Genomic DNA, 16,273 nt, shown 5'->3' on the forward strand with positions numbered 1-16,273 from the left:
CAATAATTATGGTGTACTCCCAGTTTTGTTAATTGGGCCACAGGGCCGATCCATGATTTTTGGGAGAATGCGGGCGTGGCGCAATATGACTACATCATTGTCGGCGCGGGTTCCGCAGGCTGCGTGCTCGCCAACCGGTTGAGCGCGGACCCTGCGAAAAAAGTACTCCTGCTGGAAGCCGGCCCGTCCGACCGGCACCCGTTCATCCAGATGCCCGCCGGGATGCTGGAACTGTTCAAGACCGGGCGCCACCACTGGCACTATACCAGCACGCCGCAGAAGCATCTGAACAACCGCGAGATCATGCTCTACACGGGCAAGACACTCGGCGGTTCCAGCAGCGTCAACGCGATGCTCTACATCCGTGGCGCGAAGAAGGACTATGACGATTGGGCCGCTGCCGGGAACGAAGGCTGGAGCTTTGACGATCTGCTCCCCTACTTCCGCAGCACCATGCATCAGACCCGTGGCGAAAGCGCCGCTCATGGCGTCGGCGGGGAACTGTGGGTATCGGATGCCCCGGACCTGCCCAACCATGTGCTGCTGCGCTGCTTCATGGCCGCAGCACAGGCCCATCAGATACCGCTGACCGACGATTTCTGTGCGGGCGACCCCGAAGGCGCGGGCTGGACACAGGCCACGATCAAGAACGGCATCCGCTGCTCCAGCGCCGCAGCCTTCCTGCGCCCTGTTCGCCATCGCCCCAATCTGGAGGTGCGCACCGGCGCGCACGTGCTGCATATCGACATCGCCCATGGCCGCGCCCGTTCCGTTGCCTTCCAGCAAGGCGGGCGAGAACACATTGCCGACGCGAACGAGATCGTTCTTGCCGCAGGCGCGCTCAAATCGCCGCAGTTGCTGCAGGTATCCGGCATCGGCAATGCACCCGATCTGGAACGCGCCGGGATTACGGTGAAGCATCACCTGCCGGGCGTGGGCGCCAATCTCCACGATCACCCGTCCGTTCTGATAAAGTACAACACCGATCGCCCGCTGACATTCAGCGGCATGTCGTTCTTCGAGCGCGCGAAGATTTTCCTGCAATGGGCCTTCCTGCGCAAGGGCTACGGCGCGTGGCACAATTTCGATGGCAATATCTTTACGCGGTCGAAGCCCGGTCTGGATGCGCCCGATCTGCAGTTGCAGTTCGTACCGCTGATGTCCGATGGGCTCGACGGGGGCGATACGCGGCGTCATGGCCTATCCATCACGATGTGCTGCATCACCCCGGAAAGCCGTGGCACCGTTCGCCCGCGTTCTGCCTCCGCGCTCGACACGCCGGAAATCGATCTCAACTTCATGGAACAGCGGGCCGATATGGAAACGCTGATCAACGGCGTAAAACTGGGCCGCAGCATCATGACCAGTGACGTCTGGCGGGATGAAAAAGGGCCGCTGGTCGGATCGGAACGGGCCCCCGGCATCGCGGTCGAAACCGACACCCAGATCGAGGAATTCCTGCGCGAGGCCGTCACCACCGACTTCCACTATGCTGGCACCTGCCGCATCGGACGCGATCCGATGGCGGTGGTGGCACCCGACATGCGGGTTCATGGCATAGAAGGCCTGACAGTGGCCGATGCCTCGGTCATGCCCACCCCGCTGCGCGGCAACACCAATGCCCCATGCATCGCAATCGGCGCAAAAGCAGCCGATATTCTGCGCAAATCGGCCTGACCTGGCCCCTCGAACCCTGCCATGCGGGTGCCCGATAATCTCAGGCACCCGCTTGGCGACGCCTTCACATGCCCGTTTCGTAAGCCCCGGCATCAGGCGCGCTGGTCATCTCGCGGTAACGCTGCATGCCGTCCGGCCACTGTGTGACATTCAGACCGCCTTCGGTGCGATAGTACCCTGAAACGCCCGTATTCCACGCAGGAATAGCCGCGATTTCGCGCTGAAGATTGCTGTTGTAGGCATCGAGCACTTCGGGCCGAAGATCGATCCAGGCAAGCCCGTCCTGCTCCATCCGTTGCATATGGCGCACAACGTAGTCCGCCTGACATTCGATATTGTGCAGGATCGAGCCGTTGTTGGTGTTGGGACCATAGAGCATGAACAGGTTCGGGAAGCCCGACGTGGTGATCCCGAGATAGGCGCGTGCGCCATCGGCCCAGACGTGATCCAGCTTCCTGCCACCACGCCCCTGAACCGGAATCGCCGAAAGAAAGCGCGTCGTCTGGAAACCGGTGGCAAGGATCAGCACATCCGCCGGATAGCGGGTGCCGTCATCGCCGATCACCGCATCGGGTTCGATCCGGGCAATGGCATCGGTGACCAGACGGACATTCGGGCGATTGAACGTGGGATACCAGTCGCTGGAAACGAGCGGCCGTTTTCCGCCAAAGGCATAGCCGGGGGACAGGCGCTGGCGCGTATCCTCATCCTCCACCACGGTGGCATTTTGCGCGCAGTCGGCCGCTGCGATATCAAGCAGCGCCGTGTCCTGCATCTTGCACATTGCGTCCACCCATCCGGCAACCTTTTCGCGTTCCGCATGGAGCAACGCCGGGTCGGAGGAAATCGCCGCCTGCTCCTCCGGGGTGTAATCCGCCTCGCGGAACCGCACATGGTTTGGCGTGCGTTGAAAGACCGTAAGATCACCAGCCACCGGGGCGATTTCGGGCACGAACTGCACCGCACTGGCCGCACTGCCGATGACGGCGATCCTGCGCCCATCCAGCGGCAGATCATGCTGCCAACGGGCGGAATGCATGACCGGGCCGGAGAAGCTTTCGATCCCGGGAATGGCGGGGATATTGGGTTCGTTAAACAGGCCAACCGCACTGACCAGCACTTCGGCCTCAAGGCACGACCCGTCATCCAGCGCGATGCGCCACAGGCTGGCATCATCATCCCAGACCGCGCCCTGCACGCGGGTGTTCAGTCGCACATGGGGCATCAGACCGTATTGTTCTGCGAGATCCTCCAGATAGGCGAGGATTTCCGGCTGGGCGGCATAACGCGCCGTCCAGTCCGCCTTCTGCGCGAACGAAAACGAATAGAGCACCGACGGCACATCGCACCGGCACCCCGGATAAGTATTATGACGCCAGGTCCCCCCGACCCCATCGGCCTGCTCGACAATTGTGAAACTGTCGTAACCGGCTTCCTTGAGCTTGATGCCCGTGCAGATACCGCCCGGACCCGCACCGATAATGACAACCCTTTTCATACCATCGCTTTCCCATCGTTCCCGCTGCCTCTGCGGGATATATCCCTGCCACCGCCGGTACACGCACCGACACGGTTATAATTAACTTTACCGTTTCGTTTTATTTTTGAAAAGTTCGTGCTGTCAAGCTATCTTGCCTGAATGGGCGGAAGCCCGGCCTAAAGGGGCTGGCGTTCCGGTAGAAACTCAGGGATTGGCATGGCGTGAAACAGGACAGGCCAGTGACGCGCAGCGATACGCAAAGCGATACCCAAAGCTCCAGGCGCGGGGGCAGGCCCCGGCGTGACGAGATGGAAGGCAGGCTGTTCGCGCTTCTCGATACGGCGGCGGAAATTTTCGCGCATCAGGGTTATGCCGGTGCATCCATCGATTCCATCGCCTCTGCCGCCCGGATCGGGAAACCTACAATCTATGCGCGATACGGCAACAAGGCAGGCCTGCTGAAAGCGGTCATCCAGCACGTGTTGCAACACAGGCTGGTCCCGATCGACCGGCCGATCATCGCGCAAACGGCGCAAGGGGCGTTGCAGGAACAGCTCGCGAATATCATCGCCGCATCCATCGCACCGGCATTTATCGATCTCTATCGCCTCTATCTGAATGAAGGGTCGCGTTTTCCGGCCATTTTTGAGGCGTTCTCGCCGCAGGACCATACCCACCGCCTGCTGGTCGAACAACTGGAGCGTAATACGGCATTCGACACCCTGCGGGTCAGCAAGGACGAGGCAGCCTCCACCATGCTGGCCATGGCGGGCATGCTGGTGACCATGGCCAGCGCGCAACCCGATTATCGCGAAACGATCGATCCATCGGCAGAGGCGGCGCGCATTGTCGATGTGTGCCTTTATGGGCTGCTCAAGCGGGATTGAGGCAACAGGACATCGGGGCGCGCCCGCTCAAACGGCTGCCCGCCGCAAACCGCCGGGATCACGCAACAACAGATAGCCGTAACGCAGGGACACCAGCCCTTCCCTTTCGAAAGCGGCAAGGTGCAGGTTCACGGTTTTACGGGTCAACCCGGTCATTTCGCCCAGCGCCTGTTGCGACAGCCGGACCATTGCGGGCGATCCGTCCACCGGTTCGGCGGAAGCAATCAGACGGGCCGCGATACGCTGACGCGGCGCAAGCGTGATCGCTTCCACCATCATTTGCATCGCGCGGCGCAAATTGGCGTAAGCAGAGCTTGCGATCACCCGCCAGATTTCAGGGCGCCGCTCCGCGATCCGTTCCAGGGCGGTCTCAGGAATCTGCAACAGGAGGCCCGGTTCCGTGCAAATCGCGGTAACCAACCGGGGGCCGCCGCTGAAACGGGTCGCGTGTCCCAACACCGCCCCCATCCCGGCCACGCCGATCATCACATCGCGGTCCCCCGATGCCGTGCAATAGGTGTGAAACACCCCGTCAATCACCACGAACAGGCCCCGATCCTCGTCCCCTTCGCCCTGGGCCCATTCACCGGGCCGGATGCGGACCAGCCGCCCGTGCGCCAGCAGGGCTTCCGCCAGGACGGGGGCGAAACCCTGCATCCATTCGGCATGGGCCAGCACCCGCACCGCCAGCTCGCGTTCTTCTCTTTTCATCGGAACAATGTAACCTGTGTTACATTCCTGCGCAAAGGGATGGCGTAGATGTCCTGCGCACCAGAAGGCGATAAACAGCCGGGAGACGATCATGGACAACCCAACCGATATCAGCGCCGGTACCCCGCTCGGCCTCAACCGCGAAGATACCAGTCTCGACTGGCAACAACTGGCGCCGCTGGTTCCGCGTGATGGCCGCTATCCGGTTCTGCCCCGCCTGACCCCGCAGCAGGAACTGGCGCTCCTGTGCCGCACGCTGTTCCGCGAAGGCTATAACGACCACATTGCCGGGCACATCACCTATCGCCAGCCCGACGGCACGCTACTACTCAATCCGTGGGAATTGACGTGGGATGAAGTGACCGCCAGCGATATCGTGCGGCTGGACCACGAAGGCAATGTTCTGGAAGGCGACTGGAACATAACCCCCGCCATCAATGTGCATGTCGATCTTCATGCCCTGCGCCACGATATTGGCGTTGCGATCCACAACCATTCCGAATGGGGTTCAGTCTGGGCGGGCGCGGGCCGCGTGCCCCCGATCTATGACCAGACATCCGCAATGGTCGATGGCGACCCTATCCTCTACGACGAATATCGCGGCACCGTGGAAGATCGCGCCGCCGGGCGCAGCGCGGTCGAACGGTTGAGCGAAAACAAATGGGCGCTGCTGGCGAACCATGGCGTCTTCGTCGTCGGCAAGGACATACGGCAGGCGCATCTGCGCGCCATCACGCTGGAATGGCGCTGCCGCCTGGCATGGCGCATCGAAGCCTTGGGCGGCGGCACCCCGGTTGCACCCGAAACCGCAGAGGCGATCGGCGCCCGCACCGACCGGAGCGGTTTTCCGTTCCTGTGGGAAGCCATGGCCCGCCGCGAAATCCGCCGCGATCCCGGCGTGCTGGAATAAGGCGCGCATCGCACCCCGGATGACAAAAAGGGCAGGCCGAGGCCTGCCCTTTTTTCTGCGTCAGAACGAGAACCCGACGTCGATCCCGTATGTTGCCGGATCGCCGTAGGAAATGGCCTGATTCGGGTAACCGGCGATGATCGAGCCCGAGCCGATCACGAAGCCGGGATAGCGCTTGTCGAGGATGTTCTTGCCCCACAGCCCGATGGTGATGTTGCGGTTGTCTCCGCGATCGATGGTGTAGCTGAGCCGTGCATCGACCAGCGTGTAGCTGGGGTTGACCGGTGCATCGCGACCCACCGGAATCGCCGGGCCATCACCAGCCGTGGTGTAGACCTTGTCCTTCCACGTATAATCGATGTGCGCCGCCAGTTCACCCGGGCCAACCTGACCGAAGACATAGTCCGCTGACAGACGAATGCTGTGTTTGGGGGTAAACGGCAGGACGAAATAGTCCGAGATATTGTCGCCCACGCCGACCGGCGAAGCGGGATTGATAACCGGATCGAAGATCGATCCTGCCGGTGCCTTGACCCCGCGAATTTTCGACGTGGTGTAGGAATAGTTCGCCTGCAGCGTCAGCCCCTGAACCGGGATCAGGGTGACATCGGCTTCGATACCCTTCACCGTGGCCCGGCCGGCGTTGAACGTATCGGCCAACGATGCATCCACCGCATCTGCCGAAATATTCAGCTGCAGATCCTTGTACTTCGCCATGTAGGCCGCAAGGTTCAGACGCAGACGGCGGTCCAGCAGATCGGACTTGAAGCCCAGTTCATAGCTGGTCACCGATTCCGGATTATAAGTGCGGGTGAATGTCGGCGATGCCTCGTTCGAGCCGCCCGCCTTGTAGCCCGTCACCACCTTGGCATAGAGCGAGGTGTTGTCCGTCGGGCGATAGCTGATCGTGGCCGAAGGGTTGAACTTCTTGTTCTTGACGTCGGTGGCGCCGATCACGCTGCCCAGCGGGATATAAACCCCATCCCCGAGGAAGCGGCGGTTCACCAGCGGCGAAACGTCGCCAATGAAGAAGCGCTGGGTACGATCACGATCGGCCGAACGCTTGTCAGACGTGTAGCGCGCGCCAAGCGTCAGATCGAGCCGACCATCGGCAAAACCCGGCGTCCAGGTGATCTGGCCGAACGCCGCTTTCGAGGTCGATTTGGCAGTGGTGTAACGGTCGACCAGCAACAGTTCGCCAGCTGCACCAGTGCCAATGTCCCCTTCCAGCAGGTGGTCCGATTTTTCGTGGAAGTAATAGAGGCCGACCACGTATTTCAGTTCGGAACCGAAATTGCCGACAGCCTGGAATTCCTGCGTATAGGTCTTAGACTTGATCTTGTCGTAGCCGTAGAACGGCACAAGGAACGCTTCGGTATAGTCCTGATAGGTGCTGTAGCGAATCCGGCGATAGGCGCTGAGCGAACGCAGCGTCAGGCTGTCCGATACCTCGAATTCCCCGGTCAGCGTGTGCCCATCAGACTTCACGTGGCTGTAAGGCAGGTAGACCGGGCGATAGGAACGTTCCGGATCGGAAGAATACGTCGGAAACAGGAACGGCGCGAAGGCATTCTTCGTGACATAGCGCACCGGCGTGGTGCGCTGGTTCGCATAATCGCCCGCGTAATCGATCGTGACGGAATCCGACGGCTCGAACCGAACGGCGCCCCGGAACGCGATCTTGTGATCGGAATGGAAATCATGCGCCGCGGGCACGCCTGCCGTATCCTTGGCATTCTTCGCCCAGCCATCGCGATTGGCGTAGAGGCCGGTCAGCTTCACCGAAAAATCGCCGAAGCGCGGCAGGTTGAGATTCACCAGTGCACGGCGATAATCCAGATTGCCGACCGACAGCAGGCCGGTCACACCCAGTTCGCCAGTCGGCTTCTTGGTGATGATATTGACCGCGCCGCCCGTGGTGTTGCGGCCATACAGCGTACCCTGCGGCCCGCGCAGCACTTCCACGCGTTCCACGTCAGCCAGATCGAATGTCGAGGCTTGCGGACGCGACTGATAAATTCCGTCGACATAGAGCCCGACGCCGCCATCGGACGTGATGATGTTCGGATCGCCCACGCCCTGCCCGCGCATGTACAGCACCAGCGTGGTCGAAGAACTGGGATAGGGCGCGAAATAAAGGCTCGGCGTGGCCTGAACGACGCCGGTGATGTCCCTGATGCCGGATGCCTGCAGGCTCTGCGCGGTAAGCGCGGTGATCGCAATCGGCGTGCGCTGCAAATTCTCGGACCGACGCTCTGCAGTAACAACGATTTCCTCAACCCCACCACGACCAGTGGTCGCAGCGGGCGCCGGAGACCCGGCATCCTGCGCAAGAGCCGGCATTGCCAATACCAAGGTACCGACCGCAGTTGTCGCAGACAAGAAATACGAAAATTTCATTAACCTTCTCCCTGACCGTTTTTTATTTGCAACACGCTTCTGGACTGTCGCTGTTTGGCCGGGGAGATACTGCGCATTCCTGCACGACACTACCCATTATCAATTGGATACAGTTATTTTTTCGCGGTGCGTGACCTGATTACATCGCCCTGCCTCATCGTGGATGCAACGCGGCAGCGCCTACCGTGCGCAATCAATCCGATTGGGCCGGGGCGTAAGGCATGATCAGGGTGCCATCGGGCGCGGCCGTAAAGGCGGTCTGCGTGGGATAGGGGATGGTTATGCCTTCTGCGGCAAAGCGCTTCATGATCGCCACCAGCAGCCGGTCCCGCAGAGGATGCGCCACCGACCAGTCATTGCCCGGAACATCGACCAGCAGGACAAAATCGAGCGAACTGGGCCCGAACGCTTCGAAGCTGGCGCGCGCGGCTATCCCCCCTTCGGCCTCGACCAGTTCTTTCAGGATTGCAGGGATGCGGGCCAGCGTATCGGGCGGTGTTTCATAGGCGACACCGATCGCAAACGGCAGGCGAATATGTTCGCGGCCCGTGACATTGAGGATTTCCTTGTCCAGCAGGTTCTTGTTGGCGATGATCCGCAGTTCCCCGGTATAGGCGCGGATGCGCGTCGACTTCAGGCCAATCGCCTCAATGGTTCCGGAACTGTTGTCATAACTGATCGCATCGCCCTTGCTGAAGGGCCGATCGAAGATGATCGCCAGTGCCGCGAACAGATCCGCAAATATCCCCTGTGCGGCCAGACCAATCGCGATACCGCCTACCCCCAGACCGGCCACCAGCCCGGTCACGTTCACGCCGAGATTGTCGAGCAGCACGACCACTGCGATCGCGAACACCGCCACGCTGACCAGCAACCGGATCAACCCCATCGCGTTCATGATCGTTTCGCTGCGATAGTGATCGCCCAGCGTGCGATATTCTATCGTGCCGAGGATCAGCTCACGGGCCCAGATCGCCCCCTGAAGCACCGCCGCGACCGTGAACAGGAAGACGGTGACCTTGTCGATGGCCGGTGGTGGTTGCGTATATCCGTCCACCATGCGGATCGCGACCATGAGAATGAAAAAGTTGGTGGTTTTCGCCACTGCCCCGCCCAGAATCGCCAGCCATGTAACAGGCGCACGTTCCGGATCGCTCCACCTCAGCCCCAGCCGCCGGATCGCGTAGAAGCCGGTAATGATGCCTGTCGCGATGATCGCGGCAACCAGAACATAGAACCAGTTCGCTTCAAGCCATGTGACGGTCAACCGCCACATCTCGTTGGCATCCACCATGAATTTTTCCGTTCGCTGTGTATCGGGCAAGGGTATGTCCACTGTACGCATTTCGAAATCTTCATCCAGTCTGGTCATTATCGCCAGGAGCACGACCCTGTTGCCCAAGGCCCCAACGCCTTGCCGCGCAATTGGTTGGCACACATGGGACGGGCCGTTTTGCCGGACGGACGAGAAAAGCGGTGGCCACTGCGAAAGCGTTGCGTTTTCTACGCAAATTGATGGCGTTCCCCGTGATGCCCGATTAGCAAGCACAATGACCATGGGCTGTCATCGCGACGGCCGCACAAAAGGATAACCGGATGGCTGGCGGACTTGTCGCACTGCTGGATGACGTGGCGATGCTTGCGAAACTGGCGGCGGCGTCGATCGACGATGTGGCTGCGGCTGCCGGGAAAGCGGGCACCAAGGCCGCCGGTGTCGTGATTGACGATACCGCAGTCACCCCGCGCTATGTCGTGGGGCTTTCCCCCGACCGCGAATTGCCGATCATCTGGAAAATCGCACGAGGATCGCTGCGCAACAAGTTGCTGTTCATCCTCCCTGTCGCGCTGGCGCTCAGCGCGCTGGCCCCGTGGGCGATCACCCCGCTGTTGATGATCGGCGGGGCCTATCTCTGTTTCGAAGCGGCCGAGAAAATCTTCGCTGCCCTGACCGGCCACGATCACGCCGCCGAAGTCACCACGATCGGCGATCCGGCGGAACTGGAAGCCCGGCAGGTCAGCGGCGCGATCCGGACCGATTTCATCCTTTCGGCAGAAATCATGGCCATTGCCCTCGCCGAGATACCCGATGTGTCACTCGGCATGCGGGCCGCAGTCTTGCTGGCGGTGGCCGTGGTGATCACTCTGGGCGTCTATGGGGTGGTCGGGCTGATTGTAAAAATGGACGATGTCGGGCTGCATCTCAGCCGCAAGGCATCCGCCGCCGCCCGCACGACCGGCCACGCGCTGGTGCGGGCCATGCCGGTGCTGTTACAGGCCCTTTCCCATATCGGCGTGGCCGCCATGGTGTGGGTCGGTGGCGGCATCATCCTGCACGGGCTGGAGGCCTTTGAGCTTCGCGCGATCCCCCATACGGTGCATCATCTGGCAGAGGCCGCCGCGCAGATGGCACCCTTTGCGTCCAGGGCGGTCGAATGGTTGGTTACTGCGATCGGTTCCGGCATTCTCGGCCTGATCGTCGGTGCTGTGATTGTCGGCGTGCTGCACCTTCTGCCCCGCAAAAGCCACGCCCACATGGCAGAGCACAAGGCCGATACCGAACGGGAACAAGCACAATAAGGGCAAAATGCGGGCCGGGAACATGATCCCGTTCCGGTCAGTTACGAAACCATCTATCCTTGTTGCCTTGCTGCAAAAGGGCCCCGCTGCATGGTTTCCCGTTCTGCCCCGTTTGCCGAATTTGCCCCGCAGGTTCATCCGCAAAGCAGGTTGCGCCAGCGCATAACGGCAGCCTGCCGCAGGCCAGAGGCTGAAAGCATCGCCCCGCTGTTGGCGGAAGCGGCAGTGCCCGCCGACATGCGCGCACCGATCAGGCACACGGCGCTCGCGCTGATCCACGCACTGCGCGGCAAGGGGCAACGCGGCGGCGTGGAAGCACTGGTTCGGGAATATGCGCTGTCCAGCCAGGCAGGCGTGGCCCTGATGTGCCTTGCCGAAGCCCTGCTGCGCATCCCCGATACTGCCACACGCGACGCGCTGATCCGCGACAAGATCGCGCTGGGCGACTGGCAGGCCCATTTCGGGCAGGATCGATCGCTGTTCGTCAACGCCGCGACATGGGGCCTGATGGTCACCGGGAAGTTGACCGGCACGATCCACGAACCCGGTCTTGGCGCGGCCTTGACCCGTTTGATCGCCCGCTGCGGCGAGCCGGTGATCCGGCACGGGGTCGACATGGCGATGGAACTGATGGGGGAACAGTTCGTCAGCGGCGAAACCATTGGCGAGGCGCTGAAACACGCCCGCAAACGGGAAATGCGTGGTTTTTGTTACAGCTACGACATGCTGGGCGAAGCGGCGATGACCGCAGCCGATGCCACGCGATATCATACCAGTTATGTGCAGGCGATCCACGCCATCGGCAAGGTTGCGGGGGGACGCGGCGTCTATACGGGACCGGGTATCTCGATCAAATTGTCCGCGCTTCACCCACGCTATGCGCGCGCGCAGGCGCAACGGGTCATGGCCGAACTGCTGCCGCGCCTGCGCGAACTGGCGGTGCTGGCCAAACATTACGACATCGGTCTCAATATCGATGCGGAAGAGGCCGACAGGCTCGACCTCTCGCTCGATCTGTTGGAATCCCTCGCGCTCGACTCCGCGCTTGGTCACTGGAACGGGCTGGGGTTCGTGGTGCAGGCTTATGGCAAGCGTTGCGCACAGGTGATCGACTGGCTGGCCGATCTCGCCCGCAGGGCCGATCGCCGGATCATGGTCCGTCTGGTCAAGGGCGCCTATTGGGACAGCGAGATCAAACGGGCGCAAATCGACGGACTGGCCGACTTTCCCGTGTTCACCCGCAAGGTCCATACCGATGTGTCCTATATCGCCTGCGCCCGCAGGCTGCTGGCGGCGCGCGCCCATCTGTTCCCGCAATTCGCCACGCACAACGCACAGACACTGGCGTCGATCTACCATCTTGCCGGGGCTGATTTCCAAATCGGCGATTATGAATTCCAATGCCTGCACGGCATGGGCGAGCCGCTCTACGAAGAGGTCGTCGGGCACGACAAGCTCGACCGCCCGTGCCGCATCTATGCCCCTGTCGGCACGCATGAGACGCTGCTGGCCTATCTGGTGCGGCGCCTGCTGGAAAACGGCGCCAATGCCTCGTTCGTCCACCGGATCGGTGATCCAGATATCGCGGCGGAGGAACTGGCCGAAGACCCTGTGGAACAGGCGCTGGCCGTGGTTCCACAGGGATCACCCCATCCGCTGATCGCCCTGCCCGATGCGCTATTCGCCCCCCGCCGCAATTCGGCCGGACTGGACCTGGCCGACGAAGCCGTGCTGGCCAGCCTCTCGGTGACATTGCGGGACAGTGCGCAGCGCCCATGGCAGGCCGCGCCAATGATTGCCGGGCTGGGGATAGAGCGGCGTCATCACGCTATCGTGAACCCCGGCGATCATACCGATCAGGTGGGCACGGCGGCCTTCGCACTCCACCGCGATGCAATCTTCGCTATGCAGGCCGCCAGCCGCGCCCGCGCCGACTGGGCCGCCATCCCGGTAGACGCCCGTGCAGACTGCCTCGATCGCGCCGCCGATCTGCTGCAGGCGCGCATGCCCGGCCTGCTTGGGCTGATCGTGCGAGAAGCGGGCAAGACGGTCGCCAATGCCATTACCGAAGTGCGCGAAGCCGTGGATTTCCTGCGCTACTACGCGGGTGAAGCCCGCCGAACGCTGCACCGGGACACACGCCCTCTCGGCGTGGTCGCCTGCATCAGTCCATGGAATTTCCCGCTCTCGATCTTCACCGGGCAGATCGCCGCCGCGCTGGTAACGGGCAATACCGTCGTTGCCAAACCGGCCGAGGAAACCCCACTGATCGCGGCCGAGGCGGTGCGTATCCTGCATGCGGCGGGCGTGCCGCCCCAAGTGCTGCATTTCGTGCCCGGCGACGGGGCCATCGGCGCCACACTGGTGGCCGCGCAGGAAACCGCTGGCGTGGTCTTCACCGGCTCAAACCCGGTAGCCAGCCTGATCCAGCAGGAATTGGCCAGCCATATGACTGCCAGTGGCGCGCCCATCCCCTTCATTGCGGAGACCGGCGGCCAGAATGCGATGATTGTCGATTCCTCGGCACTGGCGGAACAGGTCGCTGCCGATGTCATCACATCCGCCTTCGACAGCGCCGGGCAGCGATGCTCTGCCCTGCGTGTCCTGTGCCTGCAGGACGACATCGCCGATCGCCAACTGGCCATGCTCAGGGGGGCGATTGCCGAAATTGCGGTGGGCCGGACCGATCGTCTGGCCATCGATGTCGGGCCGGTGATTACAGCGGAGGCGAAAGACCGGATAGAGGCGCATATCGCGCGCATGCAGGCCGCAGGGCACGCGATCGACCGGATCGCCCTGCCGCCTGGTACCGATGCCGGAACGTTCGTTGCGCCCACGATCATCACTATCGACCGGATCGACCAGATCGGTGGCGAGGTGTTCGGGCCGGTGCTGCACATCCTGCGTTGGCGGCATGGCGAACGCGCCAGCGTGATCGCGCAGATCAATGCCACCGGATACGGCCTGACCTTTGGCCTGCATACCAGGCTGGATGAAACCGTGGCGGAGATCGGCGATGCGATCGATGCGGGCAACATCTACGTCAATCGCAACGTCATCGGCGCGGTGGTGGGGGTTCAACCGTTTGGCGGGCGCGGCCTTTCCGGCACCGGGCCGAAAGCGGGCGGCCCGCTCTACCTCAGTCGGCTCGTACAGACGCAGCCGGATACGGGTATGGCCGGGAGCCATCATGCCGATACGACTTTGGCAGATTTTGCCCGATGGCTGACGGATCACGGCAGGCCAGAGCACGCGACCTGCCTGCAAAGCGCGGCCAGTGCAAGTCTTGCCGGTTACCGCACCGCATTGCCGGGCCCGGTGGGAGAACGCAATCTCTACGCACTCCGGCCCCGGGGGGCCGTTCTGCTGATCCCGCACACCCACGATGGGCTGCTGGATCAGCTGGTGGCGGTCCTTGCCACGGGGAATGATGCCGTCATCGTCTGGCCCGGCGCGGACGGGCCCGATCTGCATGACCTGCCGCCACGCATTGCCGCGCGCATCACATGGCTATCCGCCATCCCCAACGCATCGGTATTCCCGGCCGCACTGGTGGAAGCCCGACCGGGGGGAATCGCCGTTATCCTGCATGCCATCGCGGCCATGCACGGCCCCATTCCCCTGACGCAGATGTCCGATGCCAACGGGCAATATCGCCTCGACTGGCTGGTTGACGAAACATCCCTCTCCATCAACACCGCAGCCGCAGGGGGTAATGCCAGCCTGATGGCCGCCGTCTAGCCGACCATCACCGCCGACATCACTCGCCGCGCAAACTATGCCTCGCGCGTGAAGGCATCAGCGACCGACGTAACGCCGAGTACGGCCGAGAAAAGCCCAAAGGCACCAACGACGATGACAAGAAAATGCGAACCCACGAAACCGATCATGATTTCCTCCATTGCGGAACTTGCCAACCGTGCATTTGATCTGCACGCTGTTCCTTGATCGGCGTCAAAAGCCGGAATGAAATAGATCAGAACGAGAGGATACAGCATCATGCCTGCCAAGTTCGGGGCACAATCGACAACGGAAGAGGTTCTGGAAGGGATCGACCTGACGGGCAAACGGGTGCTGGTTACCGGTGTCTCGGCCGGGCTTGGCGTGGAGACCGCGCGGGCTCTTGTGGCGCATGGCGCCGACGTGGTGGGCGCGGCCCGCAACCTTGCGAAAGCGGAAGCCGCAACCGCCCCCGTACGGGCAGCCAGCGAAGCGGGCGGCGGCACGTTCGACGTGGTCGAACTCGATCTGGCATCGCTTGCCAGCGTGCGCGCCTGTGCTGATCGGTTGAATGCGGATGGGCGCCCCTTCGATATTGTCATTGCCAATGCCGGGATCATGGCCACCCCGTTCGCAAAAACGGCGGATGGTTTCGAATCCCAGTTCGGCACCAACCATCTGGGCCATTTCGTTCTGGTCAATCGCATCGCCCCGCTCGTGGCCGATGGTGGCCGCGTGGTGATCCTGTCATCCGGTGGGCATCAGAACAGCGATGTCGATCTGGACGATCCCAATTTCGAACACACCCCATACGATCCATGGCGCGCCTATGGCCGGTCCAAAACGGCCAATATCCTGTTCGCGGTGGAACTGGACCGGCGGCTGCGCGATCGCGGCATTCGGGCCTGCGCACTGATGCCGGGCGCAATCCAGACCGAACTGGGCCGTTACCTGACCCCTGAAGCCATCAGCACGCTGCAGGAAATGGTCAAGGCATCGGGTATCGCGAGGCTCGAATACAAATCGGTCCCCCAGGGGGCCGCAACTTCGGTCTGGGCTGCGGCTGTGGCCGATGCGGACACGATCGGCGGCCAGTATTGCGAAGACTGCCAGATCGCCCAAGTGGCAACGGGCGGCGGGGTGGTTTCGGGCGTACGCCCCTATGCGCTGGACCCGGAAAATGCCCGGAATCTCTGGACGCTGAGCGAAAATATGGTCGGCGAACAGTTTGCCTGACCGGTCACGCGGAACAAGTTGTGCGGGCCTCGTTTCCGACACCTGCACAACCGGCCACCTGACCTGATCTGCCGTGCTTGATCTCCTGCCGTGCATTGGTCAGTACGTCATCCGCACGCGATATCCGGGAGACAAGAATGACTCTGCGTCTGGAAGACATTGAGCTGATCAAGCAGCTAAAGCACCGCTATATGCGCATGCTCGACAGCGGCGATAACGATGGGCTGCGGGCCTGCTTCGTCCCCGAGGCGACAATCCGCTATGAAGGCGGCAGCTATCTGTACGAAGCGGGTGACCGGGAAGAGATCATCGGCCTGCTCAGCCAGATGCAGAACAACCAGTATGTCGGGATGCATCTGGCACTGATGCCCGAAATCACCGTCCTGGACGATGATAACGCCGAAGGCCGATGGACCATGATCGACTGGGCGGTGAACATGACCACCAATCGCGAAACGCAGGGCGCGGCATTCTATCAGGATCGTTACGTGCGCCGCGATGGCGAATGGAAGATCCTGCACAGCGGCTATGTGCGTGCCTTCGAGAAAGTCGAATTCCGCGACAGGCCGATCGACCTGCACAGCCATCTGTTTGCGAAATTCGGCCCGCCGATCGATACCGGCTCCTTGCCGAAATAGCGGACGAACGGACAGGCGGCTTTATCCACGCGGTCAG

General features: G+C 62.0%; 11 protein-coding genes. 7 read left to right on the plus strand and 4 right to left on the minus strand.

Annotated elements, in window-relative coordinates:
- The first annotated feature begins 75 nt into the window (after positions 1–75).
- Complete coding sequence (locus tag EGO55_RS06885) at positions 76–1,677, plus strand: GMC family oxidoreductase (RefSeq protein WP_021691532.1); 1,602 nt, start codon at positions 76–78, stop codon at positions 1,675–1,677.
- 64 nt (positions 1,678–1,741) lie between these two features.
- Here EGO55_RS06885 and EGO55_RS06890 read toward each other — a convergent pair whose 3' ends face one another.
- Positions 1,742–3,175: a flavin-containing monooxygenase gene (locus EGO55_RS06890; RefSeq protein WP_021691531.1), complete on the minus strand. Its 1,434-nt coding sequence runs from the start codon at positions 3,173–3,175 to the stop codon at positions 1,742–1,744.
- Positions 3,176–3,396: 221 nt separating this feature from the next.
- Between EGO55_RS06890 and EGO55_RS06895 the strand changes: the two genes are divergently transcribed.
- Positions 3,397–4,044, plus strand: a complete 648-nt coding sequence (locus EGO55_RS06895) for a TetR/AcrR family transcriptional regulator (protein ID WP_021691530.1) — start codon at positions 3,397–3,399, stop codon at positions 4,042–4,044.
- 27 nt (positions 4,045–4,071) lie between these two features.
- On the opposite strand, the gene EGO55_RS06900 is transcribed toward EGO55_RS06895, so the two are convergent.
- Positions 4,072–4,755 carry a Crp/Fnr family transcriptional regulator gene (locus tag EGO55_RS06900; protein WP_021691529.1) on the minus strand — a complete coding sequence of 228 codons (684 nt, stop codon included), beginning with the start codon at positions 4,753–4,755 and terminating at the stop codon, positions 4,072–4,074.
- 91 nt (positions 4,756–4,846) lie between these two features.
- Between EGO55_RS06900 and EGO55_RS06905 the strand changes: the two genes are divergently transcribed.
- On the plus strand, positions 4,847–5,665 hold the full coding sequence (locus EGO55_RS06905; RefSeq protein ID WP_021691528.1) for a class II aldolase/adducin family protein: 819 nt from the start codon (positions 4,847–4,849) through the stop codon (positions 5,663–5,665).
- 60 nt (positions 5,666–5,725) lie between these two features.
- Here the strand turns inward: EGO55_RS06905 and EGO55_RS06910 are convergent, their stop codons facing one another.
- Both EGO55_RS06910 and EGO55_RS06915 read right to left on the minus strand, forming a co-directional pair.
- Complete coding sequence (locus EGO55_RS06910) at positions 5,726–8,065, minus strand: TonB-dependent receptor (protein WP_040717235.1); 2,340 nt, start codon at positions 8,063–8,065, stop codon at positions 5,726–5,728.
- A 193-nt stretch (positions 8,066–8,258) separates the two neighbouring features.
- A complete protein-coding gene (locus EGO55_RS06915; protein ID WP_040717259.1) occupies positions 8,259–9,341 on the minus strand; it encodes a mechanosensitive ion channel family protein in 1,083 nt (360 codons plus the stop codon).
- A 320-nt stretch (positions 9,342–9,661) separates the two neighbouring features.
- Between EGO55_RS06915 and EGO55_RS06920 the strand changes: the two genes are divergently transcribed.
- The 4 genes from EGO55_RS06920 (at position 9,662) to EGO55_RS06935 (ending at position 16,236) form a co-directional block, all read left to right on the plus strand.
- Positions 9,662–10,642: a DUF808 domain-containing protein gene (locus EGO55_RS06920; RefSeq protein WP_021691525.1), complete on the plus strand. Its 981-nt coding sequence runs from the start codon at positions 9,662–9,664 to the stop codon at positions 10,640–10,642.
- A gap of 90 nt (positions 10,643–10,732) precedes the next feature.
- The gene (gene putA, locus EGO55_RS06925; protein ID WP_021691524.1) at positions 10,733–14,383 is read left to right on the plus strand and encodes a bifunctional proline dehydrogenase/L-glutamate gamma-semialdehyde dehydrogenase PutA; all 3,651 of its coding nucleotides are present in this window, start codon (positions 10,733–10,735) and stop codon (positions 14,381–14,383) included.
- A gap of 258 nt (positions 14,384–14,641) precedes the next feature.
- The gene (locus tag EGO55_RS06930; RefSeq protein ID WP_021691523.1) at positions 14,642–15,598 is read left to right on the plus strand and encodes an SDR family NAD(P)-dependent oxidoreductase; all 957 of its coding nucleotides are present in this window, start codon (positions 14,642–14,644) and stop codon (positions 15,596–15,598) included.
- A gap of 137 nt (positions 15,599–15,735) precedes the next feature.
- Positions 15,736–16,236, plus strand: a complete 501-nt coding sequence (locus EGO55_RS06935) for a nuclear transport factor 2 family protein (protein ID WP_021691522.1) — start codon at positions 15,736–15,738, stop codon at positions 16,234–16,236.
- Positions 16,237–16,273: the final 37 nt, after the last annotated feature.

It is taken from the genome of Caenibius tardaugens NBRC 16725 (assembly GCF_003860345.1).
In the GTDB taxonomy this organism is placed as follows: Bacteria; Pseudomonadota; Alphaproteobacteria; order Sphingomonadales; family Sphingomonadaceae; genus Caenibius; species Caenibius tardaugens.

What these genes read in the sequence shown, in the direction of transcription:
- EGO55_RS06890 (WP_021691531.1), bottom strand. Translation starts at nt 3,175, where the DNA reads ATGAAAAGGGTTGTCATTATCGGTGCGGGTCCGGGCGGTATCTGCACG.
- EGO55_RS06900 (WP_021691529.1), bottom strand. Translation starts at nt 4,755, where the DNA reads ATGAAAAGAGAAGAACGCGAGCTGGCGGTGCGGGTGCTGGCCCATGCC.
- EGO55_RS06905 (WP_021691528.1), top strand. Translation starts at nt 4,847, where the DNA reads ATGGACAACCCAACCGATATCAGCGCCGGTACCCCGCTCGGCCTCAAC.
- EGO55_RS06910 (WP_040717235.1), bottom strand. Translation starts at nt 8,065, where the DNA reads ATGAAATTTTCGTATTTCTTGTCTGCGACAACTGCGGTCGGTACCTTG.
- EGO55_RS06915 (WP_040717259.1), bottom strand. Translation starts at nt 9,341, where the DNA reads ATGTGGCGGTTGACCGTCACATGGCTTGAAGCGAACTGGTTCTATGTT.
- EGO55_RS06920 (WP_021691525.1), top strand. Translation starts at nt 9,662, where the DNA reads ATGGCTGGCGGACTTGTCGCACTGCTGGATGACGTGGCGATGCTTGCG.
- putA (WP_021691524.1), top strand. Translation starts at nt 10,733, where the DNA reads ATGGTTTCCCGTTCTGCCCCGTTTGCCGAATTTGCCCCGCAGGTTCAT.
- EGO55_RS06930 (WP_021691523.1), top strand. Translation starts at nt 14,642, where the DNA reads ATGCCTGCCAAGTTCGGGGCACAATCGACAACGGAAGAGGTTCTGGAA.
- EGO55_RS06935 (WP_021691522.1), top strand. Translation starts at nt 15,736, where the DNA reads ATGACTCTGCGTCTGGAAGACATTGAGCTGATCAAGCAGCTAAAGCAC.